The sequence below is a fragment of the Bradyrhizobium sp. 18BD genome, from assembly GCF_054185225.1.
In genome coordinates this window covers 265,506-289,894 of sequence record NZ_JAVAYL010000006.1, presented here as the reverse complement: position 1 = coordinate 289,894, position 24,389 = coordinate 265,506, and the positions used below count along the sequence as shown (strand labels likewise).

General features: G+C 64.8%; 23 protein-coding genes. 11 read left to right on the top strand and 12 right to left on the bottom strand.

Annotated elements, in window-relative coordinates; all coding sequences use genetic code 11:
* Window positions 1–88: 88 nt before the first annotated feature.
* Genes RAD16_RS13930 through glgC form a run of 3 tightly spaced genes read right to left on the bottom strand, consistent with a single transcriptional unit; the run spans window position 89 to window position 3,079 of the window.
* Window positions 89–349, bottom strand: a complete 261-nt coding sequence (locus RAD16_RS13930; RefSeq protein WP_458158448.1) for a SemiSWEET transporter — start codon at window positions 347–349, stop codon at window positions 89–91.
* 37 nt (window positions 350–386) lie between these two features.
* Window positions 387–1,820 (bottom strand): glycogen synthase GlgA, encoded by a 1,434-nt coding sequence (gene glgA / locus RAD16_RS13925; protein WP_458158447.1) that lies wholly within the window; start codon window positions 1,818–1,820, stop codon window positions 387–389.
* The gene (gene glgC, locus RAD16_RS13920; RefSeq protein WP_458158446.1) at window positions 1,817–3,079 is read right to left on the bottom strand and encodes a glucose-1-phosphate adenylyltransferase; all 1,263 of its coding nucleotides are present in this window, start codon (window positions 3,077–3,079) and stop codon (window positions 1,817–1,819) included. The genes glgA and glgC overlap by 4 nt, the downstream gene beginning before the upstream one ends.
* Before the next feature lie 350 nt (window positions 3,080–3,429).
* Here glgC and RAD16_RS13915 point away from each other — a divergent pair, with 350 nt between their 5' ends.
* Complete coding sequence (locus RAD16_RS13915) at window positions 3,430–3,843, top strand: hypothetical protein (RefSeq protein WP_458158445.1); 414 nt, start codon at window positions 3,430–3,432, stop codon at window positions 3,841–3,843.
* 390 nt (window positions 3,844–4,233) lie between these two features.
* Here RAD16_RS13915 and RAD16_RS13910 read toward each other — a convergent pair whose 3' ends face one another.
* Complete coding sequence (locus tag RAD16_RS13910; RefSeq protein ID WP_458158444.1) at window positions 4,234–5,214, bottom strand: ABC transporter substrate-binding protein; 981 nt, start codon at window positions 5,212–5,214, stop codon at window positions 4,234–4,236.
* A gap of 475 nt (window positions 5,215–5,689) precedes the next feature.
* On the opposite strand from RAD16_RS13910, the gene RAD16_RS13905 reads away from it, so the two are divergent.
* The 10 genes from RAD16_RS13905 to RAD16_RS13860 all read left to right on the top strand — a co-directional run bounded on the left by RAD16_RS13905 (window position 5,690) and on the right by RAD16_RS13860 (window position 15,513).
* Window positions 5,690–6,793, top strand: coding sequence for an ABC transporter substrate-binding protein (locus RAD16_RS13905; RefSeq protein ID WP_458158443.1), 1,104 nt, complete (start codon window positions 5,690–5,692; stop codon window positions 6,791–6,793).
* A complete protein-coding gene (locus RAD16_RS13900; protein ID WP_458158442.1) occupies window positions 6,771–7,793 on the top strand; it encodes an ABC transporter permease in 1,023 nt (340 codons plus the stop codon). Before RAD16_RS13905 ends, RAD16_RS13900 begins: the two co-directional genes overlap by 23 nt.
* Complete coding sequence (locus tag RAD16_RS13895; RefSeq protein WP_458158441.1) at window positions 7,787–8,587, top strand: ABC transporter ATP-binding protein; 801 nt, start codon at window positions 7,787–7,789, stop codon at window positions 8,585–8,587. The genes RAD16_RS13900 and RAD16_RS13895 overlap by 7 nt, the downstream gene beginning before the upstream one ends.
* Window positions 8,581–9,753, top strand: a complete 1,173-nt coding sequence (locus RAD16_RS13890; RefSeq protein ID WP_458158440.1) for an acyl-CoA dehydrogenase family protein — start codon at window positions 8,581–8,583, stop codon at window positions 9,751–9,753. Before RAD16_RS13895 ends, RAD16_RS13890 begins: the two co-directional genes overlap by 7 nt.
* A 20-nt stretch (window positions 9,754–9,773) precedes the next feature.
* Window positions 9,774–10,868, top strand: coding sequence for an LLM class flavin-dependent oxidoreductase (locus tag RAD16_RS13885; RefSeq protein ID WP_458158439.1), 1,095 nt, complete (start codon window positions 9,774–9,776; stop codon window positions 10,866–10,868).
* Window positions 10,865–11,803: an ABC transporter substrate-binding protein gene (locus RAD16_RS13880; RefSeq protein ID WP_458158438.1), complete on the top strand. Its 939-nt coding sequence runs from the start codon at window positions 10,865–10,867 to the stop codon at window positions 11,801–11,803. Before RAD16_RS13885 ends, RAD16_RS13880 begins: the two co-directional genes overlap by 4 nt.
* Window positions 11,804–12,130: 327 nt before the next feature.
* Window positions 12,131–12,976 carry a CmcJ/NvfI family oxidoreductase gene (locus RAD16_RS13875; protein ID WP_458158437.1) on the top strand — a complete coding sequence of 282 codons (846 nt, stop codon included), beginning with the start codon at window positions 12,131–12,133 and terminating at the stop codon, window positions 12,974–12,976.
* Between the two features lie 104 nt (window positions 12,977–13,080).
* On the top strand, window positions 13,081–13,392 hold the full coding sequence (locus tag RAD16_RS13870; protein ID WP_458158436.1) for a septal ring lytic transglycosylase RlpA family protein: 312 nt from the start codon (window positions 13,081–13,083) through the stop codon (window positions 13,390–13,392).
* Between the two features lie 49 nt (window positions 13,393–13,441).
* The gene (locus RAD16_RS13865; protein WP_458158435.1) at window positions 13,442–14,611 is read left to right on the top strand and encodes a Gfo/Idh/MocA family protein; all 1,170 of its coding nucleotides are present in this window, start codon (window positions 13,442–13,444) and stop codon (window positions 14,609–14,611) included.
* Window positions 14,612–14,754: 143 nt separating this feature from the next.
* Entirely contained in the window at window positions 14,755–15,513 is a 759-nt protein-coding gene (locus tag RAD16_RS13860; protein WP_458158434.1) for a hypothetical protein, read from the top strand.
* On the opposite strand, the gene RAD16_RS13855 is transcribed toward RAD16_RS13860, so the two are convergent.
* From RAD16_RS13855 to RAD16_RS13820, 8 genes are all read right to left on the bottom strand, one after another.
* On the bottom strand, window positions 15,501–16,811 hold the full coding sequence (locus RAD16_RS13855; RefSeq protein ID WP_458158433.1) for an ABC transporter substrate-binding protein: 1,311 nt from the start codon (window positions 16,809–16,811) through the stop codon (window positions 15,501–15,503). The two genes, RAD16_RS13860 and RAD16_RS13855, sit on opposite strands and share 13 nt — an antisense overlap.
* 191 nt (window positions 16,812–17,002) lie before the next feature.
* Entirely contained in the window at window positions 17,003–18,241 is a 1,239-nt protein-coding gene (locus RAD16_RS13850) for an ABC transporter substrate-binding protein (protein ID WP_458158432.1), read from the bottom strand.
* A 41-nt stretch (window positions 18,242–18,282) separates the two neighbouring features.
* A complete protein-coding gene (locus RAD16_RS13845) occupies window positions 18,283–19,764 on the bottom strand; it encodes an ATP-binding cassette domain-containing protein (protein WP_458158431.1) in 1,482 nt (493 codons plus the stop codon).
* Window positions 19,764–20,690: a branched-chain amino acid ABC transporter permease gene (locus RAD16_RS13840; protein ID WP_458158430.1), complete on the bottom strand. Its 927-nt coding sequence runs from the start codon at window positions 20,688–20,690 to the stop codon at window positions 19,764–19,766. Before RAD16_RS13840 ends, RAD16_RS13845 begins: the two co-directional genes overlap by 1 nt.
* Before the next feature lies 1 nt (window position 20,691).
* Entirely contained in the window at window positions 20,692–21,567 is an 876-nt protein-coding gene (locus RAD16_RS13835) for a branched-chain amino acid ABC transporter permease (RefSeq protein WP_458158429.1), read from the bottom strand.
* A gap of 100 nt (window positions 21,568–21,667) precedes the next feature.
* Window positions 21,668–21,814 (bottom strand): hypothetical protein, encoded by a 147-nt coding sequence (locus RAD16_RS13830; RefSeq protein WP_458158428.1) that lies wholly within the window; start codon window positions 21,812–21,814, stop codon window positions 21,668–21,670.
* 247 nt (window positions 21,815–22,061) lie between these two features.
* Window positions 22,062–23,165 carry an NAD(P)/FAD-dependent oxidoreductase gene (locus RAD16_RS13825; protein ID WP_458158427.1) on the bottom strand — a complete coding sequence of 368 codons (1,104 nt, stop codon included), beginning with the start codon at window positions 23,163–23,165 and terminating at the stop codon, window positions 22,062–22,064.
* Window positions 23,166–23,219: 54 nt separating this feature from the next.
* Entirely contained in the window at window positions 23,220–24,335 is a 1,116-nt protein-coding gene (locus tag RAD16_RS13820) for a D-alanine--D-alanine ligase family protein (RefSeq protein WP_458158426.1), read from the bottom strand.
* Between the last annotated feature and the right edge of the window lie 54 nt (window positions 24,336–24,389).

The window sequence follows — 24,389 nt, the reverse complement described above, 5'->3', positions numbered from 1 at the left end:
GATCGAGCGGTGCTCCTGACGACATTTGACTCGTCGGGCAAAACAGGAGCGGAGTCAGATCATGGCGGTGGTGGCGGTGTGATCAAGCTCAGCCGTATTTCAGCTTCATGAACAGGATGCCACCGGCGAGCAGCATGGTGATGGCGTTGGCGGCGACCAGGGGTGCATCGCCGCTGAGCAGGCCGTAGATGAGCCAGAGCGCCAGGCCCAGTACCATGACCAGGAACATGCCGAGCGAGATGTCGCCGGTGGAGCGGGTCTTCCACACCTTGAGGGCTTGCGGCGCGTAGGCCACGGTGGTGCAGGTGGCGGCGGCAAAGCCGATCAGCTTGATCACGAACGGGTCCATGCGCGCTCTATAGCATGGATTCGACGATGGTGATGCCTCAGGGGTGGCGCGATGCCATCAGGCTGCGATAGAGCGCGGCGTATTCGCCCGCCCGATGACGCCAGGAGACGTCGGTGGCAAGACCCGTGAGCTGCAATTGCCGCCACGCCGCCTTGTCGTGGAAAGCGAGACTCGCGCGCCGCAGGGCCGCCGAGAGATTTTCGGACGAGACCGGTCCGAACGTAAATCCGGTCGCCGGCTCGCTCACGGTATCGGCGAGGCCGCCGACGCGCGACACGATGGGCACGGCGCCATAGCGCAGCGCGCAGAGTTGGGTCAGGCCGCAGGGCTCGAACCTGGATGGCACCAGCAGCGCATCGGCGCCCGCCTGGACGAGATGCGCGAGCGCCTCGTCATAGCCGATGATGGCCGCGATCCGGCCAGGACAGGCCCGCGCGGCGCCTTGGTAGCGATCCTGCAACTCGGCATCGCCGCTGCCGAGCAGGGCCAATTGCATGCCCTCGCCGAGGACGATCGGCATGGCGTCGAGCAGGAGATCGAGACCCTTCTGCCACGACAGCCGGCTGATGACGCCGAGCAGCAGCGCATCCGGCCGCGGGTCGAGGCCGAACCGTTGCTGTAGCGTCGCCTTGTTGGCCGAGCGGAACGTCAGGTCCTCCGCGCCGAAGCGATAGGCGATGTGCGGATCGGTTTGCGGATTCCACACCTCGGTGTCGATGCCGTTGAGGATGCCGCTCAAGACGCCCGCGCGTTCGCGCAACAGCCCGCCGAGCCCCATGCCGCCTTCATCGCTCTGGATCTCGTGCGCATAGGTCGGCGACACCGTGGTGATGCGATCGGCGAATTGCAGGCCGGCCTTGAGAAAGCTGATGCCGCCGAAATATTCGAGGCCATGAACGTCGAACGATGCCTCCCGTGGCAGGCCGATCGCGCTCGTCAATTCGCGGTCGAACTTGCCCTGATAGGCCATGTTGTGGATCGTCATCACCGTGCCGGGCCGCAGGCGATTGTCGTAGTGGAGGTAAGCGGGCACGAGACCTGCCTGCCAGTCATGGGCATGCACGACATCGGGCACGAAGGCCGGCACGAGGCCGTAACCGATATCGGCCGCGACGCGCGACAGCGCCGCAAAGCGCACGCCATTGTCCGGCCAGTCGACGCCGTCGGCGGTGACATAGGGGTTGCCCGGCCGCGCGTAGAGATGCGGCACGTCGAGCACGAACAGGTCGAGCCCGTCATGGCAGCCGGCGAGCAGGCGTCCGGGGCCGCCGAAATAATCCGGCCAGCGCCAGAGCTCCGCCGCGTTCGCGACCAGCCGCATCACGTCGGGATAGCCCGGCATCAGCGTGCGCATCTCGACGCCGTGCGCCTTCAGCGCAATCGGCAGCGCGCCGGCGACGTCCGCGAGGCCGCCGGTCTTGACGATGGGATAGACCTCGGAGGCGACCGCGAGGACGCGAACAGGCGTCATGTATTGAGCCTGTCGATCATCGGTTGGGTGATCAGGGAGACACCCTGCTCGGTGGTGCGGAAGCGTTTGGCGTCGACCTCCGGCTCCTCGCCGACGACGAGTCCCTCCGGAATCTCCACGCCGCGGTCGATCACGACGTTCTTCAGCCGCGCGCCGCGGCCGACATTGACGTAGGGCATGATCACGGCATTCTCGACATTGGCATAGGAATTGACGCGCACCCCGGTGAACAGCAGCGAGCGGCGCAGCGAAGCGCCGGAGATGATGCAGCCGCCCGAGACCAGTGAGCTCACCGCCTGGCCGCGCCGGCTCTCCTCGTCATGGACGAACTTGGCCGGCGGCGTGATCTCCGCGTAGGACCAGATCGGCCAGGCCCGGTCGAACAGATCGAGCTCCGGCACCACGTCGGTGAGGTCGATATTGGCCGCCCAATAGGCGTCCACCGTGCCGGCATCGCGCCAGTAGGCGCGGGGGTCGTTGCCCGAGCGCACGCAGGACGTCGAGAATTGATGCGCGATCGCGCGGCCGTTCTTGACGATATAGGGAATGATGTCCCTGCCGAAATCGTGGTTCGAGTGCGGGTCCTCGGCGTCGCGCTTGAGCTGGTCGAACAGGAATTTCGTGTCGAACACGTAGATGCCCATGCTGGCGAGCGAGACATCGGGCTTGCCCGGCATCGGCGGCGGATCCTTGGGCTTCTCGAGGAACTGCTGGATCCAGCCGTTCTCGTCGATATGCATGATGCCGAAGCCGGAGGATTCCTCGCGCGGCATTTCGAGGCACCCGACGGTGACGTCGGCGCCGCTGTCGACGTGCTGACGCAGCATCACCTCGTAGTCCATCTTGTAGATGTGGTCACCGGCGAGCACGACGATGAAGCGGCAGGCGTGGGACTCGATGATGTCGATGTTCTGGTAGATGGCATCCGCCGTGCCCACATACCACATGTTCTCGGAGACGCGCTGGCTCGCCGGGAGAATGTCGAAGCTCTCGTTACGTTCGGGGCGGAAGAAGTTCCAGCCCATCTGCAGGTGCCGGATCAGGCTGTGCGCTTTGTACTGGGTGGCGACCGCGATGCGGCGAATGCCGGAGTTAACCGCGTTCGACAGTGCGAAATCGATGATGCGGGACTTGCCGCCGAAATAGACCGCGGGTTTGGCGCGCCGGTCGGTCAATTCCAGCAGCCGGCTACCGCGTCCGCCGGCCAGGACGAATGCCAGGGCCTGGCGGGCAAGCGGCTCATTTCCGGCGGCACTCATGCTGTCCTCCCACTCGTCTGGCGCAAGCCAAATTCCGGCGTAAACCAAGGCCTTCGCGAAGTGCCTTCCGGCCGCGCACCATTGGAACCGATGGTAACGGTACGAATAGTAAATCGGGAAGGTGCTTGTTGGTTGCGAACGCATGGGAAGCTTAACGCTTTGCCGTGGTTTGCGGCCTCGGTCTCGTCGCATCGGTGTCACATCGCCGCGGCGCGCCTGACCACGATTGAGGCATGTGCAGGCCATGTTGTGCGCCGCACGCAAAATGGAGTCTTTGACTTCGCGCCGGGATGCCCGATCATGGACCTGCGATCCTTTTCCGAGCGAAACGTCAGACAGGGAGCAAGACGATGAGGATCTGGAAATCGGCAATTGCCTGGTCGCTGGCGGGCGCGGTTCTGGCCGGCCAAATCGGGCAGGCCACGGCTGCGCCGCTGCCGACCCATGTCGCGACCATGAAGGCCGCGGTCGGTGACGATGTCACGCAGGTGCATTGGCGTGGTGGCGGCTGGGGATGGGGCCTCGGCGGTCTCGCAGCCGGTGCGATCATCGGCAGCGCCATCGCCAGCAGCGCGGCCTATGGTTACGGACCCTATTACGGCGGCTATGGATACCCCGGCTATGGTTATGGTTACGCGCCCGCCTATTACGGCTACGGGCCGGCCTATGCCTATCCGCGCTACTATCGGCCGTATTACGGCTATAGCTATGGCTACTACCGGCCTCGCGCGTATTACCGGCCTTACTACCGCGGGTATTGGTAAGCACTTTAATTCTTGAGCATGATCTTTTCGGAAAACCGCTGCACACTTTTCCGGATCATGCTCTAGAGCGACAGCCACACGATAAGGCTCATGCAGGCGAAATGCGCGAGCACGATCGCGGCGAGATGCAACGGGCCGGCCTTGAGGCGAGGCGCGCGCATCGGTGAATCAAATTGGGTTCGGCCAACGGCAGCACTCTCTCCGTTCCCTCCCCCCTTGTGGGGGAGGGGCAGGGAGGGGGGTGCCCCACGGGGATTCTCTCCGTCGCGCACGTTTTGGTGCTTCATCAGCAGCACTGCTTCCTGGGCTACCCCTCTCCCTAACCCTCCCCCACAAGGGGGGAGGGAACGCACTTTCGCTGAGGCGCTAGGCTAGTCTCATTCCATCGCGCTAGTTCGATCCCGCGGCCGCAGCGGTGAAGCTGCGGTCGACGGCTTTGCTGACGTCGAGCGTCTTCGGCAGGATGCCGTACCGCGTCGAGCGGTCGGAGGCTTGCTGCACTTCCTTGACCACGTTCTCGTCGATCACGATCGGGCTGGTGCGCTGCGCGGTGTAGGCTGACAGCAGCACGTCCTCGGGCAGCCTGGTCAGCTCGGCCGTGCTCTTGGCGTATTCGCCGAGGTGATCCAGCGACCACAGCCTTGCCTTGTTCAGCCGCTGCACCAGATCCTGCACCGCCGCGCGCTTGGTCGCGATGGCGTTGTCGGAGGCGACGATGAAGGTGATGGTCGGCGTCAGGCCTTCGCCGTCGGCGATGACGCGGGCCTTGTCCTTCAGCGTCGCGAACGAGACGTAGGGTTCCCATACCGCCCAGGCGTCGATCGAGCCCGCGACCAGCGCGATCTTGGCATCGACAGGGCCGAGCGGCGCGAAGGTCGCGTCCTCGAGCTTGATCTGCGCCTTCTCCAGCGTTGCGTCGATCAGGAACTGGCCCCAGCCGCCGCGCGTGCCGGCGAGACGTTTGCCCTTGAGGTCGGCCGCCGACTTGATCGGCGAATCCTGGCGCACGAGAATCGCTTGCGTTCGTGCATCCGATTTAGTGCCCCCGATCGCCTTGATCGGCGCACCGGCCGCGTACACCGACAGGAACGAGAGATCACCGGTGTAGCCGACGTCGAGCGCGCCGGCGTTGAGCGCTTCCAGGATCGGTGCTGCCGCGGGGAATTCCGACCATTCGATCTTGTAGGGCAGGTCCTTGGCATAGCCGGAGATTTCGAGCAGCGAGCGGTTGCCGCCCTTCTGGTCGCCGACGCGGAGCACGACGGTGTCGGCGGCAAAGGATGCGGCGGCGGTCGACAGCGTGATGGCTGCGGCGAGCAGCGATGCCGCGAGCCGGCGGGTGATGGGATGATCGTGGGAGTTGGTGCTCATGTGGCCTGTCTTGTTGCTTTGCTCACGACGCGTGAGCGAACGATGCAGCTGGACGATCAAGTCTATGATCGCGCGATACGCAGTCAATGAAATGGCCATTCGTATTGCGCGCGCATCAGGCAAGGACATTTCAGCAACGCGATGCTTTCGAGAACGAGCGGCGTGCGTTGTTGAAGATGGGCAGGAATGAAGCAGGAGAGGGAGTCGGGGCGCCTGCTTGCATGATGATGCGTCAGCGAAAATCGTTTCATCGCCGTCCTGCGCGCTGATGGAGAGAATGACTTCGCTGCGCGTCACATTCGAAATTCCATTTCATTGACGATGCCGCGAGCGCGCCGCATGATTTGCGCATCGCATCAAAGCGGCGCGTGAAGCGCCGACGAAGAATATTCTCTCAACGCAGCTCCACACGGAACATGCGCAGCGTAAAGCGCTGCGCGAACGGCGGATCTGTGCCAACTCAGGAGCGGGGCTGATGGACAAGGACAACAAGCGCGGCGGATCGAGCCTCCACCGGCGCCATTTGCTCCAGGCAGGGCTGGCGACGGCGTTCGCCGCGCCGCTCGGTGCCTTTGGTGCGGCACAGGCCTTTGCGCCGCAGGCGATCGCGCCCGGCGTCGACCTCTCGGAGTTTCCGCTGTGCCGGACGGCTGCGGATGGTCCCGCGCTCTCCGGTGCTCCGCGTAAGCTAAAGCTGTCGTGGAATGCCGGTGCGGTGTGCCTTGCGCCGGTGCCTGTCGCCATCGAGCACGGCTTCTTCCAGAAGCACAATCTCGACGTCGAGCTCGTCAACTATTCCGGCTCGACCGATCAGCTGCTCGAAGCCATCGCGACGGGGAAAAGCGATGCCGGCCTCGGCATGGCGCTGCGCTGGCTGAAGCCGCTGGAGCAGGGCTTTGACGTCAAGATCGCCGCCGGCACCCATGGCGGCTGCATGCGCGTGCTGACCCGCACCGATTCCGGCGTCGCCAAGCTCGCGGATCTCAAGGGCAAGATCGTCGCGGTCGGCGATTTCGCCGGTCCCGACAAGAACTTCTTCTCGATCCAGCTTGCGAGGCTCGGCATCGATCCGAACAAGGACGTCGACTGGCGCGCCTATCCAGGCAACCTCCTCAACGTCGCCGTGGAGAAGGGCGAGGTGCAGGCCTTCCTGTCGTCCGATCCGCTGGGCTATCTCTGGCTCAAGGACAGCCAGTACAAGGAAGTCGCCTCCAATCTCGACGGCGAATATCGCGACAAGAGCTGCTGCATCCTGGGGCTGCGCGGCAGCCTCGTGCGCGAGGAGCCGCAAGTCGCGCGCGCGATCACACAGGCGCTGCTCGATGCCGCGATGTTCACCGCGCAGAATCCGTCGGTGACGGCCAAGTCGTTCCAGCCTTACGCGCCGAAGACGGCGACGCTCGCCGATATCGAGGGCATGGTGCGCTACCACACCCACCATCATCATCCCGTCGGCGAAGTGCTGAAGCGCGAGCTCAAGGGTTATGCCGACGATCTGAAGAGCGTGCAGGTCTTCAAGGCGAGCACCGACACGGCCAAATTCGCGGAGCGCATCTATGTCGACGTATTCGCTGTCTGACGGCCTTGCTTCCGGCACGCCGCGCACCTCGCGCGCGCCGCTGCTGGCGAGCTGGCTCCGGGAGTCCGGCGTCGGCATTCTCGCCAGCATCGCCTGGATCGCCTTTGGCTTCTCCTGCCTGTGGTGGGACGATGTCGGCGACTGGTCGCGCACGCATTCGCTCGGCATTGCCGCCTTCGTCATCGCGGCTATCGCGCTGTTCGGAACGGTTGCGTCCGACTATCTCGGCTCGGCGGGGCCGGCCTTGCACAAGCGCGGGCCCTGGCTGGTCGCGATCGGCGCGTTCCTGACGGTGTGGGAGGTCGCGACCGCAAAGTTCGCCTGGCTGCCGCTGCCGTTCTTCCCGCCGCCGCAGTCGATCATCGAGGTCTATACGGACGATCTGCCAAAGCTGCTCGACAGCGTGTTCGCTTCGGTCAAGCTGCAGCTTGGCGGCTATCTGATCGGCGCCACGGTCGGCTTCCTGACCGGCGTCTCGATCGGCTGGTCGCGCGCGGTCGGCTATTGGGTGCATCCGGTGCTGCGCTTCATCGGCCCGCTGCCGGCGACCGCCTGGCTGCCGATCGCCTTCTTCACCTTTCCGTCGAGCTGGAGCGCCTCGACCTTCCTGATCGCGCTCGCGACCGGCTTCCCGGTCACGGTGCTGACCTGGTCGGGAGTCGCCAGCGTCAGCAACGCCTATTACGACGTTGCGCGCACACTCGGGGCAAAGCCGTCCTTCCTGGTGCTGAAGGTGGCGATCCCCGCCGCGCTGCCGCACGTCTTTGTCGGCCTGTTCATGGGGCTCGGCTCATCCTTTGCCGTGCTCGTCGTTGCCGAGATGATCGGCGTCAAGGCCGGGCTCGGCTGGTATCTGCAGTGGGCGCAGGGCTGGGCCGCCTACGCCAACATGTATGCGGCGCTGATCGTGATGTCGCTGCTCTGCTCCGGTGCGATCACGCTGCTGTTTTCGATCCGCGATCGCCTGCTGGTCTGGCAGAAGGGGACCGTGAAATGGTAGCCGCAGCCGCACTGGCCGACGTCGCGACGCCTCCGGCCGCGGGCGCCGCGCTCGACATCGCGCAGGTCAGCCACGCCTTCGACATCGACGGCGCTGAACTGCCGGTTCTCGACGACGTCAGCATCTCCGTGGAGCCCGGCGAGTTCGTCGCGCTGCTCGGCCCCTCCGGCTGCGGCAAGTCCACCTTGCTGCGCCTGGTCGCCGGTCTCGACAAGCCCAAGATCGGGACACTGCGCGAGGACGAGGTGCGCATCACCCGACCGCATCCTTCGCGCGTCGTCGTGTTCCAGGATCCGACCCTGTTTCCCTGGCGGTCGGTCTGGGACAACGTCGCCCTGGGCCTCGAGGCCCAGGGCATTTTGAAGAGCCAGCGGCGGCGCGTCGACGATGCGCTGGACCTCGTGGGCTTGGCGTCGTTCCGCAACGCCTATCCGCACCAGCTCTCCGGCGGCATGGCACAGCGCGTCGCGCTGGCGCGGGCGCTGGTCAATGATCCCAAGATCCTCATCCTCGATGAGCCACTGGGAAAACTGGACTCGCTGACCCGCATCACCATGCAGGCCGAGCTCGTCTCGCTCTGGCAGCGCAAGGGGTTTACCACGCTGCTGGTGACGCATGACGCCGAGGAAGCGCTGGTGCTTGCCAACCGCGTCATCGTCTTCAGCGACCGGCCTGCGCGCGTGAAGGCCGACATTCGCGTCGACCGTCCGTATCCGCGCCATCGCGGCGATCCGTATCTCGCCGATCTGCGCCGCCAGATTCTGGGCCTGTTGGGATTGGATGCCACATGGTGACCTCTGCAGTTCAGGGACGGGTGGCGCATAGCGAGCCCGACTATATTGCGCGCGCCGAGGTGTTGGCGCCGGGCTTTGCCGCGCGTGCGGCGGAGCATGACCGCACCGGCAGCTTCCCCTTCGAGAACTTTCGCGAGCTCTCCGAGGCCGGTCTGCTGTCGCTGACCGTTCCTGCTGCTCTCGGCGGGGCCGGCGCGGGCGCGCGATATACCGCGCGCGTGCTCGGCATCATCGGCAAGGCCGATCCGTCGACTGCGCTGGTGCTGTCGATGCACTACATCAACCATCTGGTGATGGGGCGGAGCCAGACCTGGCCGCAGCGGCTGTCGCGCAAGCTCGCGCGCGAGACGGTCGAAGGCGTCGCGCTCGTCAACGCGCTGCGGGTCGAGCCCGAGCTCGGCTCGCCCTCGCGCGGGGGACTGCCCGCGACGATCGCGCGCCGCACCGAAACCGGCTGGCGCCTCTCCGGTCACAAGATCTATTCGACGGGCTCGCCGATCCTGAAATGGTATCTGGTCTGGGCGCGAACGGACGAGGCCGAGCCGCGGGTCGGCCAGTTCCTGGTGCCGGCTGGCCTGCCGGGCACGCGCATCGTCGAGACCTGGGACCATCATGGCCTCCGCGCCAGCGGCAGCCACGACGTCACATTCGACGATGTCGTGATCCCGCTCGATGCCGAGGTCGATGTCCGCAAGCCCGCGGACTGGCGGGCGCCCGACGTGGCGCAGGCGACCGTCCACACGGTGTTCGTCGCCGCGATCTATGACGGCATCGCCCGCGCGGCGCGCGACTGGTTCGTTCAGTTCCTGAAGCAGCGCGTGCCTGCCAGCCTCGGCGCGCCGCTCGCGACCCTGCCGCGTGCGCAGGAAATCCTCGGCGCCATCGAGGCCCGGCTCGCGGTCAATGCGCGGCTGCTCGACACCTTCGCGCGTGATTTCGACGAGGGGGTCGATCTCTCCACCGGCGAATCCAACGTCATCAAGCTGACGGTGACCAACAACGCCGTTGCCGTGGTCGAGGATGCACTTTCGCTGACCGGCAATCACGGCCTGTCCCGCAGCAATCCGCTGGAGCGGCACTATCGCGATGTCCTGTGCGGACGCGTGCATACGCCGCAGGACGATGCGACGCGCACGGGCCTTGGCCGCGCCGCGCTCGGACTCTAGAAAACAAAAGGGAGACCATCATGTCGGTCGAGTTCATCGGCTTTATCGCCAACAGCAATGCTTCCGAGACCATCGTACGCCAGGGGCCGGTGCTCGATCCCGCCTATATCGAGACGGTGGCCAAGGCGCATGAGCTCGCCGGTTTCGACCGCGCGCTGCTGGCGTTCCATTCGACCACGCCGGATGCGCTCCAGGTCGCCCAGCACGTGCTGACCATCACCAGGAAGCTCAAGGTCATGATCGCGCAGCGGCCGGGCTTCACTGCGCCGACGGTGCTGGCGCGCCAGCTCGCCACGCTCGACCAGCTCTATGGCGGCCGCGTCTCGCTGCACGTCATCACCGGCGGCAACGCGATCGAGCTGCGCCAGGATGGCAACACGCTCGACGACAAGGACGAGCGCTACGCCCGCACCAGCGAATTCCTGGACATCGTGCGACTGGAATGGACCAGCGAGAAGCCGTTCAACTACAGCGGCAAATACTACACCGTCGAGAACGGTTTTTCGCAGGTGAAGCCGCTCCAAAAAGGCGGCATCTACACCTTCGTCGGCGGCGGCTCCGATGCCGCGATCGAGGTCTCGGGCAAGCATGCCGACACCTTTGCGCTGTGGGGCGAATCCTATGCGCAGGTGCGCGACGTCACCGCGCGCGTGCGCGCGGCGGCCGCGAAGCATGGCCGGCTGGCGCCGCGCTTCAGCCTGTCGGTGCGGCCGATCCTCGCCGACACCGAGGAGGCCGCCTGGAACAAGGCCGACGAGATCCTCGAACGCGCCACTGCGCTGCAGGACCAGACCGGCTACCGCCGGCCCAATCACGCCACCGACGGCGCCAAGCGGCTGCTGGCGCTCGCCGACCAGGGCGCGCGCATCGACAAGCGGCTGTGGACCGAGATCGCCAAGCTCACCGGCGCCAACAGCAACTCGACCGCGCTGGTCGGCACGCCCGAGCAGGTCGCCGAGGTGTTCGCCGACTACTACGAGCTCGGCGTCAGCCACTTCCTGATCCGCGGCTTCGATCCGCTTCCCGATGCCATCGACTACGGCCGCGCGCTGATCCCGCTGACGCGTGAGCTGATCGCGAAGCGCCAGGCCGTGCGCGGCGAGGCGGCGGAATGATCCGCCTGATGCTGGCCGGCGCGCTGCTGTTTGCCTCCCTCGAGCAGGCCTCGGCGCAAACCACCTTGCGCGTCGGCGACCAGAAGGGCAATTCGCAGGCCGTGATGGAAGCGGCGGGCGTGCTCAAGGACGTGCCGTACAAGATCGAGTGGAAGGAGTTTCCGGCGGCAGCGCCGCTGCTGGAGGCGCTCAGCGCCGGCGCGATCGAGACCGGGCTCGTTGGCGATGCGCCCTTCACCTTCGCCGCCGCCTCCGGTGCGCCGGTGAAGGCGATCGCCGCGATCCGGCAGACGCGCGAGGGCCTCGCGATCCTCGTGCCGGAGCATTCGCCGATCAAGAGCTTTGCCGATTTGCGCGGCAAGAAGATCGCAACCGGCCGCGGCTCGATCGGTCATCAGTTGATCCTTGCCGCACTCGAGAAGAATGGCTGGAGCGCGAGCGACGTGCAGATCGCGTTCCTCGCGCCGTCCGATGCCAAGATCGCCTACACGCAAGGCTCGGTCGATGCGTGGTCGACCTGGGAGCCGTATGTCAGCCAGGAAGAGGTGCTGTTCAAGTCGCGCCGGATCATCAATTCGGAGGGCTTGACGCCGGGGCTGAGCTTTCAGGTCGCGCGGCCCGACGCGATCAGGGACAAGCGCGCCGAGCTCTCGGACTTCGTGCGGCGTCTCACCGCCGCGCGGGCGTGGTCGCTGAACAATGTGAATGGCTATGCCGAGACCTGGGGCCGGCTGATGAACATCCCGGTCGCCGTGCCGCAAAACTGGCTGTCGCGCGCAAAGATCCGAGTCGCGCCGATCGACGACGGCGTGGTCACGGACGAGCAGCGCACGATCGATCTCTATTTCCGCTGGGGCCTGATCAAGCAGAAGCTCGATGCGGCCGAGGTCGTGGATCGCTCGTTCGCGGATGCGATCGCGAAGGCGGGGCTGTAACGACGCCCGTGTCCCGGACGCGGTGCAGCGCGCAGCGCTGCTCCGCAGAGCTGGGACCCATGCCGCGCAGTTTTCTCGCGGTGAGATGGGCCCCGGCTCAGCAGCGCACCACTGCGTGATGCGCTGCGTCCGGGGCACGAGACCTCACGAGGCTCTCAAGCGTCCGTGATGCGGGGAGCGTACCTTCCAATCCGATCTCTATCCTCGAAATATTCCTTCTGCATTCCACGCGCGTGACAATACCCGCATTGCTATTTGCATACCCACCCTTGCGCCGCGCTTCATCCCCACAAAAATCAATCCGACGACCTCATCGGGAGACCGGCCATGGGCCTGCAAGAAACAAAAATCGAATCGCTTCCCTTCGTCACTGCCGAACTCAACTATCTCGCCCCCGTTTCGGGCAAGCCACGCACCTACGCCTTCGATCCGCCGCCGGGTGAGCCGAAAAGCACCTCGCTGCCGGAGCCGCACCAGGTGCCGATCTTCGATGCGCGGCTGATCGCGAACAATTTCTCGCTCGATCGCGAGGGCTTTGCGCTGGTGCGTCATCCGACCCAGGTGAAGGACTTTTACAACGACGAGGAAATCCGCGCCGTCTACTATCCCGCCGTCGAAGCGTTCCTGCGCGCGACGCTGAAGGCCGATCGCGTCTTCATCTTCGATCACACCGTGCGCAAGCGTGTCGAGGGTGCGGCGGACATTCGCGACGGCGGGCCGCGCCAGCCGGCGACGCGCGTCCATGTCGATCAGACCGCGGTCTCCGGCGCCAATCGCGTGCGCGAGCATCTGCCCGACGAGGCCGAGGAGCTCTTGAAGGGCCGCGTGCAGGTGATCAATCTGTGGCGCCCGATCCGCGGGCCCTTGCGCGATTCACCGCTGGCGATGGCCGACGGCACCACGGTCGCGCCCGATGATCTCGTTGCCTCCGACCTGATCTATCCCAACCGTCGCGGCGAGACCTATTCGGTGAAATACAATCCGAACCACCGCTGGTTCTATTTCCCCGAGATGACGCCGGACGAGGCGCTGCTGCTCAAATGCTACGACTCCGCGACCGACGGCCGCACCCGCTTCGGGCCGCACACGGCCTTCGTCGATCCGACCACGCCGGCCGATGCCGCGCCGCGCGAAAGCATCGAGATTCGGACGCTGGTATTCCACAAACGGTAACAAACTGTGATGGCACCGCCGGGCATCGCCCGGCAGTGTTTGGGGAACTTTGGGGAACAAATCGTCGTTTGCAGCGCTGGGCGGGCCAACCGGGGAGCGGTGCTGTGCGAGCGCAAACGATATTCTTGCTTTGTTTTACGACGTCCTCTTTCGCCCTCATCTCGATTGCCAGTGCCGAGAGCGGCCTTGCCTCATACTATGGATATGGAAAGGCAGGCAAAGGCGAGCTGACCTGCGCCCACCGCACACGTCCTTTCGGCACCGTCCTCAGAGTGTCCTATAGCGGACGCACCATTCAGTGCCGCGTCAATGATCGCGGTCCCTTCATTCGCGGCCGCATCGTCGATCTCTCCGTGCCCGCCGCCCGCGCGCTCGGCATGATGAGCGCCGGCGTGGTGCGCGTCTCGGTGGAATAGGCCTGCAAGCGCGCTATAGTGCCGCCCAAAGCAAGGGTGAGGGGGCGCTATGGCCAGGATCAGGGTGGGACTCGTCGGCTGCGGCTTCGTGTCGGAGCTGCATATGTATGCGTTCCGGCGCGTCTATGGTCTGGATGTCGAGGTCGCGGCAGTGGCCGCGCGCGGCGACCGCGTCGTCGAATTCGCTGCGCATCGCGGCATCCCGCGCGTCTATCGCAGCTTTGCCGATCTGATCGCGGACGCCGATATCGACGTCGTCGATATCTGCACCCCGCCCAATCTCCATGCAGGGATGATCGTCGCGAGCATGCAGGCCGGCAAGCATGTCATCTGCGAAAAGCCGTTCGCTGGCTATTTCGGCCGCGAGGGCGACGCGGAGCCGATCGGCAGGCATGTGCCGAAGGCCGTCATGTACGAGCGCGTGCTCGAAGAGATGGACGCGACCCGCGCCGCGATCGAGCGCACCGGAAAACTCTTCATGTACGCCGAGGACTGGATCTACGCGCCTGCTGTGACCAAGACCGCGGAAATCCTGAAAGCGACGAAAGACAAGATCCTGTTCATGAAGGGCGAGGAGAGCCATTCCGGCTCGCACGCCGCCCATGCCGCGCAATGGGCGATGACCGGCGGCGGCTCGCTGATCCGCATGGGCTGCCATCCGCTCTCGGCGGTGCTCTATCTCAAGCAGGTCGAGGCCAAAGCGCGGGGCGAGACCATCCGTGTCGCCAGCGTCACCGGTGACGTCGGCAACGTCACGGCCAGCCTGAAGCCGGAGGAGCGCAGCTACATCAAGGCAAATCCTGTCGACGTCGAGGATTGGGGCACGCTCACCGCCACCTTCTCCGACGGCACCAAGGCCACCGTGTTCTCCGGCGACATGATCATGGGCGGCGTGCGCAATCTGGTCGAGACCTACACGTCAGGCGGCTCGCTGTTCGCCAACATCACGCCGAACAACCATCTCATGAGCTACCAGACCTCGGAGGAAAAGCTCGCCAGCGTCTACTTCACCGAGAAGGTCGATCGCAAAACCGGCTGGCAATATGTCTGCCTCGAGGAGGAATGGACGCGCGGCTATCTGCAGGAGATCCAGGACTTCATGGAATGCGCGGCAACCGGACGACAGCCACTGTCGGATCTGGCGCTGGCCTACGAGACGATCAAGGTGAACTATGCCGGCTATTGGGCGGCGGAGGAGGGGCGGCGGGTGATTTTGTAAGGCGCCGCCACACGCTCGCTGCTGACAGGTGCCGTGGCTACCAGGTCCCGACAGCCATCATGATGGCAATAGTCATGCATGAGAAGCACGCAATCGTTGCGGTGTAGAATTCGGGTGTGTTCATTGTTGCCTCCTGAAAAAGTATGTCCTTTCCAAAATGTCGGCGCCGCCTATTCTTTGAAGCGTTTCGCTTCTGCTTCGTGCTGCGCGTCCGTCCCGTCAGCGGCATCGGGCTCGGAGGGATCGTCGACCATCTGAAAGAGTTCGGGATGCTTGCCCGTGAGCTGAAGCTGTTTGCGCATCTCGGCGAGGCGAGCGCGACAGAATTCCTGGTAGAGCAATTCGAGTATGGCGGGCATCGTCACCCCCATGGCCGGAATTCACGTTCTGAAATTTTCTGCTTACTGCTCAACGGCTCGGTGATGCGAGCGGTTTGCCGTTTACGTCAGCTAAAGCTGAACGAGGTGGCTAATCGGCTTATACGTCCGAAAATGGAGCAGGCTTCATTATCCAGTTCACACATCATAGAAAGCTTTTGTTTCAATTGGACTTCGTCTCACAACCTGCGCGCGCTGCTGCATGGCGAAAAATCCAACTACAGCGCGAAAGGAATGACCAGTGGATGCAAGCGTCGTCGGCTGCAACGCGATTGGCGATGGATGACTATGTTGAGCCACGCTGAGCGCCCGGCGTTCAGTGCCAATCCTTCTCCCCTTGTGGGAGAAGGTGGCGCGAAGCGCCGGATGAGGGGTTCTAGCAGCGAGAATGACTGCGAGAGGTTCACGCGTGGAGAGAACCCCTCACCCGACTCGCCGCTATGCGGCGAGCCACCCTCTCCCACAAGGGAAGAGGGGAAGATGCGCCGCAATCTATCTCAGCGCATTCGACGCTACGCCCCATAAGTCGAGCCCTTCGGTAGCGGAAACACAGGATCCTGCGTGCGGATGTTGGTCGGCCACACCACCGAGATGTGCTCGCCGGCATTCTGCATCACCACCGGTGTCGAGCGCTCGTTCTGGCCTGACATCGGCGTGCCCGGCGGGAAGAACTTGACGCCATAGCCCTGGATGGTGCCGCCGGCGGGGATGTCGACGTCGAGCGCGGCCTTGCGGATCGCCTCGGGCTCGAAGCTGCCGTACTTCTCCTTGGCGACCGGCAGCACGTTGTTGAGGAGAATCCAGGTCTGGTTGAAGCCCATCGAGCAATGCGGCGGTACGTCGGTGGCGCCGGTCTTGGCCTTGTAGCGCGTGACCATGGCGTTGGTGAGATCACCGATGCCCGGCGCGAGCTTTGCCGGGTCGAGCAGTTGCGCCGGCACCGGATCGATGTTGCAGAAATTGTCGATGTCGGGACCGAAGGTCGCGCGCAGCTTGTCGAGCTGGCTGTAGCCGGCGCCTGCGCCGAACAGCATCTTGAAGCGCAAGCCGCTCTCGCGCGCCTGGCGCAGGAACAAGGTGATGTCGGGATTGTAACCGGCATGCGAGATCACGTCGGCCTTGGCGCGCTTGATCTTGGTGACGAGCACCGAGAGGTCGGGCGCCGATGCGGAGTAGCCTTCGCGCAACACCACTTGGATGCCGGCCTGCTTGGCATAGGCCTCGTCGGCCGCGGCGACGCCGACGCCATAGGGGCCGTCCTCGTGGATCAGCGCGACCTTGACGTCCTTCGGATCCATGCCGAGCTTGCCTTGCGCATGCTCGGCGAGGAAGCCGGCGAACGCCTGGCCATATTGGTCGGAATGGATCTGCGCGCGGAACACGTATTGCAAGTTCTTGTCCTTGAACACGGCGGTCGAGACCGCGGTCGTGATCCAGAGGATCTTCTTCTGCTGCTCGACCTTCGCCGCCATCGGCACCGCGTGCGCGCTGGAATAGACGCCGTTGATGATGTCGATCTTTTCCTGGTTGATCAGCCGCTCGGCCTCGTTGATCGCGACATCGGCCTTGCTCTGGGAATCGGCCGCAACAGGCACGATCTTGGTCTTGCCGCCGATGCCGCCCTTCTCGTTGACGAGGTCGATGGCGATCTGCGCGCCGACCGAGGAGGCGACCGAGCCGCCTGCGGCGAAGGGGCCGGTGAGGTCGTAGATCAGGCCGATGCGCAAATTCTCGGCTTGCGCCTGTGCCCTTGTCCAATCGAGGCTGAGTGCGGCGGCGGCAGCCGCCGAGCTCTTCAGCAGCTGCCTGCGTGAAGTCGGCATCCTATCCTCCCTCAAAACCGTCTGTTGATTGGTCTTGTTACTTTTTTGCGAAGTATGGGGAGGGGCACGGCGGAAAGTCAACATCGCACAAGGTCGATACGAGGCGTTGGCCGGGCCGAAAGCATCTGCGAAAGGCAAAGAAAGGCCCACCGCTCGCGAACGAGCGATGGGCCTGAAGGCTTGTGAGCCGCTTACTGTGACAGCTTCACGAAGCTCGGAAACTTCAGCTTGCCCTCGGCGATCTTCTCCGGCCAGACCACGACCTGCTTGGAGTCCTGCCACTGGAAGACGAGGCCGGTGACGGCGCCAGGTCCCGACTTGATGCCGTGGGTGAACTCGTCGTCCTTGCCGTAGAACTGGATCTTGCCGATCGTGCCCTCGAAATCGGTCTTCTCGAGCTCGGCGACCATCTTGTCGGGATCGGTCGAGCCGGCGCGCTTGATGGCGTCGGTGATGATATAGACTTCGTCATAGGCGGTGTAGCCGGTGTAGGCCGGCGGCGTGCCGAACTTGGCCTTGAAGGCCGCCGCAAACGGCTTCGTCTTCGAGGTCACGGCGACGTCGGGCGTTGCAACTGCGAGCGAGGGCACGCCGTCGGCGGCGCCATTGGTGTCCTTCCAGAAGGTCGGGCTCAGCGCCTGCGCGCTGATGCCGAACATCGGGATCGGCACCTGCTGGTTCTTCCACTGCACCGTCGGCTGCACGCCGACATGCGAGATGCCTGTCACGATCACGTCCGGCTTCTTGGCCTCGATGTTGTTGAAGATCGGCGTGAAGTCGGTGGTGTCAGGCGAGAAGCGGACATGCTCGACGACCTTCAGGCCGGCCTTGGGCAGGCAGGCCTCATAGCCGACGTCGAGCGGCTTGGTCCAGGCGGCGTCCTCGCTCATGATCGCGACGGTCTTGAACTTGAGCTTGTCGACCAGCAGCTCCTTGGCGGCGTCGCAGACGAGCTGGGCTTGCGCGGCCGAGGTGAGGTAGCCGTGGAACGTGTACTTGTTCTTCTCGTAGTCGTTGTGGATCGCCTTGGTGATCTCGTTCGAGGCCGCGCCGGGAGTGATCAGCGGCATCTTCAGGCGCGCTGCCCAGGGCTCCAGCGCCAGCACGACCTCCGAGATGTAGCTCGCGATCACGGCGGAGACCTTGTCCTCGCTCACCGCGCGCTGGAAGGCACGTACTGAGTCGGCCGAGGAGCTCTTGTTGTCATAGGTGACGATCTCGACCTTGCGGCCGAGGATACCACCCTTGGCGTTGATCTCGTCGGCGGCGATCTGCGCGCCGCCCGGCGTCGCTGCACCCGCGATCGACTGCACCTCGGCGATGATGCCGATCTTGATCGGATCGCCCGACTGCGCGTAGGCGGGCGCGGCAAGACAGAGCGCCAGCGCGGAGCCGAGGATGCTGCTGCCGAGAAGTTTTGATGGTCGCATGGTCGTTTCCCTTTCGTTGTTTTGTTGTTGGTATGCGCTACTCAAAGAAAATCGGCGCCGGCCTCGCTCGCGAAGCGGCCGGGATCGCCCTCCCAGACGATCCGCGCGTGCTCGAGCACGTAGACGCGGTCGGCATGCGGAAGCGCGAAGGTGACGTTCTGCTCGCCGAGCAGCACCGTGATCGAGGTCGTCTCCCGCAGTTTCGTCAGCGCCTTGGACAATTGCTCGAGGATGACGGGCGCAAGGCCCAGCGTCGGCTCGTCCAGGATCAGGATCTGCGGTTGCATCATCAGCGCGCGGCCGATCGCCAGCATCTGCTGCTCGCCGCCGGAGAGCGTCTGCGCCATTTGGCCCTGGCGCTCTTTGAGGATCGGGAACAGCTCGAACAGCCAGGCGAGCTGCGCCGCGCGCTTGTCGTCGGCAAGGTGCTGACCGCCGAGATCGAGATTCTCCCGCACGCTCATCTCGCCGAACAGCTCGCGCGATTCCGGGCATTGCACGAGACCGCTGCGCGCGATCTTGGCCGGGCTGGTGCCGCGCAATTTGTCGCCGCCACGCACGATCTCGCCGGTGTAGGGCAGGAAGCCGGAGATGGTGTTGAACAGCGTGGTCTTGCCGGCGCCGTTGAGACCGACGACGGAGACGAACTCGCCCTCGTGGACGTGAATCGAGACGTTCTCCAGCGCCTGGGCCTTGCCGTAGAACACGCTGACATTCTCGACCTGGAGCAGCGGCACCTTGTCCTTGAAGCTGGTCTCGGGCCGCGCATGGGTCTCGAGCGCGCCGCCGAGATAGACCCGCCGCACGGTCTCGTTCTTCATCACGTCCTCGGCCTTGCCGGTGACGATCTCCTCGCCGAGATACATCGCCAGCACGCGGTCGACGAGCGCGGCGACGCTCTTGACGTTGTGGTCGACCAGCATCACGGCGCGGCCGTCATCGCGAAAGCTGCGGATCAGGTCGGAGAAGACATCGACCTCGGCCCGTGTCAGACCGGCGAAGGGCTCGTCCACCAGCACGACCTTGGGATCGCGGGCGATGGCCTTGGCGAGCTCGAGCCGGCGCAGATCGGCGAAGGGCAGCGTCGGCGGGCGGCGGTTCATGACGTTGCCGAGGCCGACGCGATCGGCGATCCATTTGGCGCGCTCGACCAGCGCGTTGTCCGGGAACAGCATGAACAGGCTGTCCGGCAGGAGCGCGACCAGGATGTTCTCCAGCACCGTCTGCCGGTTCAGCGGTCGCGAGTGCTGGAACACCATGCCAAAGCCTTTGCGCGCGATCTTGTGCGCGGGCAGGCCGGCGACGTTCTCGCCCTCGAAGATCACGTCGCCCGATGTCGGGCGCTCGATCCCCATCACGCTCTTCATCGCGGTCGACTTGCCCGAGCCGTTCGGCCCGATCAGGCCGAAGATCTCGCCGGCGTTGACCTCGAAGCCGAGGTTCTTCACCGCCGTCAATCCGCCGAAACGCTTGGTCAGGCCGCGGACTTCGAGCACGGCCCGGTTTGAAAGCCTCATATCCATCACGAGCGAGCCTCGCGCGAGAGGGCCGCTCCGAGGAAGCCGCCGGGGAAGAACAGCACGACGAGCAACGCGACCGCCGAGACGATGAAGGTTGCGAGTTCGCCGGTGGGCCGCAGGAATTCGCCGGCGACGATCAGGAAGATCGCACCCAGCGCCGCGCCAAGCACGGTGCGTCGGCCGCCGAGCACGGCCGAGACGATCACGTTCACGCCGACCGCGACGTCGACGACGGTACCGACCGAGGCGGTGCCGAAGTAGAACACCAGCAGTGCCCCTGACAGTCCCGAGAAGAAGGCGCTGACGATGAAGGCGGCGAGCTTGTGCTTGACGATGTTGAAGCCGAGCGCACCGGCCTGCACCGGGTCCTGGCCGCTGGCCTGCAGCACGAGGCCGATCGGCGATTGCGACAGGCCGTAGAGGATCGCAGCCGAGATCGTCATGAAGCCGAGCGCGATCCAGTAATTGGTGCCGGCATTGATGCTGATGACGTCGGGGATGGTAAGGCCGATCTCGCCGCCGGTGAGGTCGGCGAACACGACGATGAAGTTCTGCAGCATCAAGACCGCGACCAGCGTGGTCAGGCCGAAATACGGCCCGCGCACGCGGAGCGCCGGCAGCGCCAGCACGAGGCCGGCGATGACGGAGGCGCTCGCCCCTAACACGATGCAGAGGTACACCGACCAGCCGAGCTGCGCATTCAGGATGCCGGCGGTGTAGGCGCCGACGCCGATCAGGAAGGTCGGGCCGAAATTGACCTCGCCGGCGAAGCCGAACAGCAGGTCCCAGGCCATCGCGAACACGCCGAAATAGAACGCGACGGTGAGCAGCCCCAGCACGTAGCCGGAGACATAGAGCGGCAGCGTGGCCGCGATGAGGACGAGCGCGAGCGAGACGAAGAACAGGCGCGAGGTGAAGAAGTTCGACATCTCAGCGCCTCCCCAGAAGGCCCTGGGGCCGGATATACATCACGAAGACGAGCAGCAGCAGCGCCGGAATGGTGCGATAGGCCGGCGAGACCAGATAGGCGGTCAGCGTTTCGAGATAACCGACCACGAAGGCGGCGATCAGCGAGCCGGAGACGCTGCCGAGACCGCCGAGCACGACGATCGAGAACGCGCTCGCGGTCAGCGGCCCCACGCTGTAGGAGCTGACGCCGAGGAACATGCCGAGCAGCACGCCGGCGATGCCGGCGAGGATGCCGTAGATCGCCCAGACCACGATGTAGATGTGGGTGAGCTCAAGCCCGAGCAGGGTGACGCCGCGCGGGTTCATCGAGGCCGCTAGCACCGCCTTGCCGGTGCGGGTGCGGTTCACCAGCAGCCACAGCAGCGCGATGACGAGGCAGCACACGATCGCGGTGAAGATCTCGTTCTTGGGCGTGCGCACGCCGAGGATCTCGACCACGCCTTCGACGATCGGCAGAACGGTCTTGGCGTTGTTGGTGAAGAAATAGGCGATCAGCTCCTGGATCATGATGCCCCAGAGCAGCGTTCCCGTGAGGACGAAGATCTCTTTCTCTTCATTGGGAATGCGTCGGGAGTCCTGGATCGGCTTCACCACCGCGAAGTAAGTGGCAAAGGCGGTAAGGAGGGCGACGCCAACGCCGATCAGCGCGCCGGCATAGGTGCCGACGTTGAGCACGCTGGCGGCGGCCCAGGCGGCGACTGCTGCGGCCACCATGATGGCGCCGTGGGAGAGGTTGAGCACGCCGGAGACGCCGAAGATCAGGGTGAAGCCGGTGGCACCGAGAGCGTAGAGAGCGCTGATGGCAAAGCCATCGATCAGGATCTGGAAGACTCGCATTGATGATTTGGCCAGGCAGACGAGCTGCCTCTGGAGGGAAGGTGCTGCGTGGAGCCGCATGTGAACGCTTCCGGGCTCACGCCCGGGACAGCAGTCCCGATCAGCTTGTGATGAGATTGATGAGGCCGGTGAGCCGGACCGTGGCTCTTGCCTTTGCTCTTGCGTCGGCCGTTGCAACATCCTTCGGCACGCTGGTCGCGGCCGTGTCGCGCGCTATTTGCAATGCAACAGAGAGTCGTTTCTTCATCTTGTTCTCTCCCTTCGAACAGGCCTCTTGTGGGCCATTGTGTCGCAACTATAACGGCGGAGACTTTCTCGGCAAGTGAAACCGCGTTCAGGATTATGAGAGACGAACTAAAGTCTAGCGCTGCGCAAATTGCGGGCAGGAAAGGTGTGAGACCCGTTTCGCGCGCAGGCATGCAGATTTCGTCGACGGGCATGCGCCGCTATCGCGGACGCAAACGGCGCGGTCGATCAGCAGTGATGCTGTTGGTTCAGCGCGCGTGCAGCAACGACGGATCGAGCGGCTCGAGCCGCGCGGGATCGAACGGCGAGAGGTCCACATCGCGTGTTGCGCCATCGGCGATCAGTTGCGCCGTCGCCTCGCCGGTCGCGGGCGCGTTCAGGATGCCCCACACATTGTGTCCGGTCGCAACATAAAGCCCTTCGCTCTCAGGGACCCGGCCGATCAGCGGCAGGCCGTCCTGAGTCACGGGACGAAAGCAGGCCTGCCGTGCGATGATCTTCTCGGGCGCGAACAGTGGCGACAATCGCTCCGACATGGATTGCAGGCGCGCGATCGCATCCAGATCCGGTGTGACGGCCGCCGGATCGAGCGGCAGCGGCGCAATGTCGGAGAGGGCGACGATATGCGTGCTGCCGTCCGCGCGCGGAAAGACCTCGATCGACGCGGCGCCGTCGCCGTCCTCGTGCTCCAGGAACAATGCATCGGCCGGCGCGTTCGGGCCGATATCGTACACGATGCTCGGGCTCCGCTGGCCGTAGACGGCGGGCAGGCTCATCCATTGTGCCGCGAGCAGCGACCACGGTCCCATCGCGATCACGACGGCGTCCGCTTCGACGACGCTGCCGTCAACCTCGACGCCCTTCGCGCGCGTGCCGCCCGCGTCGCGCGCGATGCCGGTGACGCGGCCAACGCGAAGCTCGGCCCCTTGCGCGATCGCCGCATCCATGACGGCCGATGTGAACTTGCGGGGATGGACGATCGCCGTCGTCTGTGGCGTGCCGATGCGCTGCGCGATGACGATGCCATCGCTGAGCCAGCCGAGCGCGGATGGTGCAGTCCGACGCGGATCGCCATCGGCAGCAACGAAGCCGCTATACGCGCTCATCGCGCGGTGGCCCCAATCGCCCGCAATCTCCTCAGGCAGTTGGGCGTGAAGCGCAAAGCTGCGCCGGGCCAGCGTATCGAGCGGCGTGCCGGCGCACCAGTCGCGCGCCAGGAAGCCGCCGGCCTTGCCGGAGGCGGCGGCCGCGACCTCTGCCCGCTCCACGACGATGATGTCGACGCCGCGGCGGCGCAGGAAATAGGCGATGCAGGCTCCGATCACGCCGCCGCCGCAGATCACCACGGGCATGGCTTCTTCCTGTCTCGGCCAATTCCTGGGGGCTTCCCCCCGAGCGGAGACAACCTAGCTGGCGTAACCCCGTTCCAGCGATTGCCGCTGCCGGTGCCGCTCCAGCGCCAGGTTGACGAGACGCGTCAGCAGCTCCGGATAGGGCACACCCGAAGCTTCCATCATCTTCGGGTACATGCTGATCGACGTGAAGCCGGGGAGGGTGTTGATCTCGTTGAAGCAGAACTCGCCGGTCTTCCGGTCGAGGAAGAAGTCGACGCGTGCGAAGCCGCTGCATTCGAGCGCGGCGAATACCTGCGTCGCCAGCGATTGCACACGCGCCATCTGCGCCGCGTCGAGCCTGGCCGGCAGGTCGACCCGGGCGCCATCGGGATCGAGGTATTTTGCCTCGTAGGAATAGAATTCGTGATGGGCGTTCGGGTTCAGCTCGCTGGCAAGGCTCGCGAACAGCGTCTCGCCCTCGAGCACCGCGACCTCGATCTCGCGCGCGTCGATGCCCTGCTCGACCAGCACCTTGACGTCATAGCGAAACGCATCGTCCAGCGCCGCGCCGAGCGCATCCGACGTCTTGACTTTGTGGATGCCGACGCTGGAGCCCATGTTGCACGGCTTGACGAAGACCGGGAGGCTCAGGCCTTCGACCGCCTTGGCGAGAGATGAGTTGCGGTCCCGCGCAAATTCCTTGCGGGTGAGCACGCGATACGGCGCGACCGGAATGCCGGCGAGCGTGGCGAGCCGCTTGGCGACATCCTTGTCCATGCTGACGGCGGAGGCGAGGACGCCTGATCCCACATAGGCGACGTCGGCCAATTCCAGCAGGCCCTGCACGGTGCCGTCCTCGCAAAGCGGCCCATGCATGACCGGAAAGACGACGTCGATCTCGACAGGGGCTCCCGGTGCGATCGGCATGAGGACGCCGCGTCCATCAGGTCCCCTGGCGAGCCGGATTTCTGGCGCATCGGGCAGGATCGGCAGGGACACCGTCTGCGCCAGATCGAGCGCATGAAGGTCGTTCAATTGCCAGCGCCCGGCTTTGTCGATGGAGACCGGGATCACTTCGAAGCGGCTGCGGTCGAGATGCCTGAACGCAGAGGCCGCCGATTTCAGCGAGACCTCGTGCTCACCGGACCTGCCGCCATAGAGAACAACAACGCGCGTTTTGTTTGCCATGGCTCAATTATCACGCGCGCCGTCCGGAAGTCACCCTCGTTGCTCCCGGTTGAC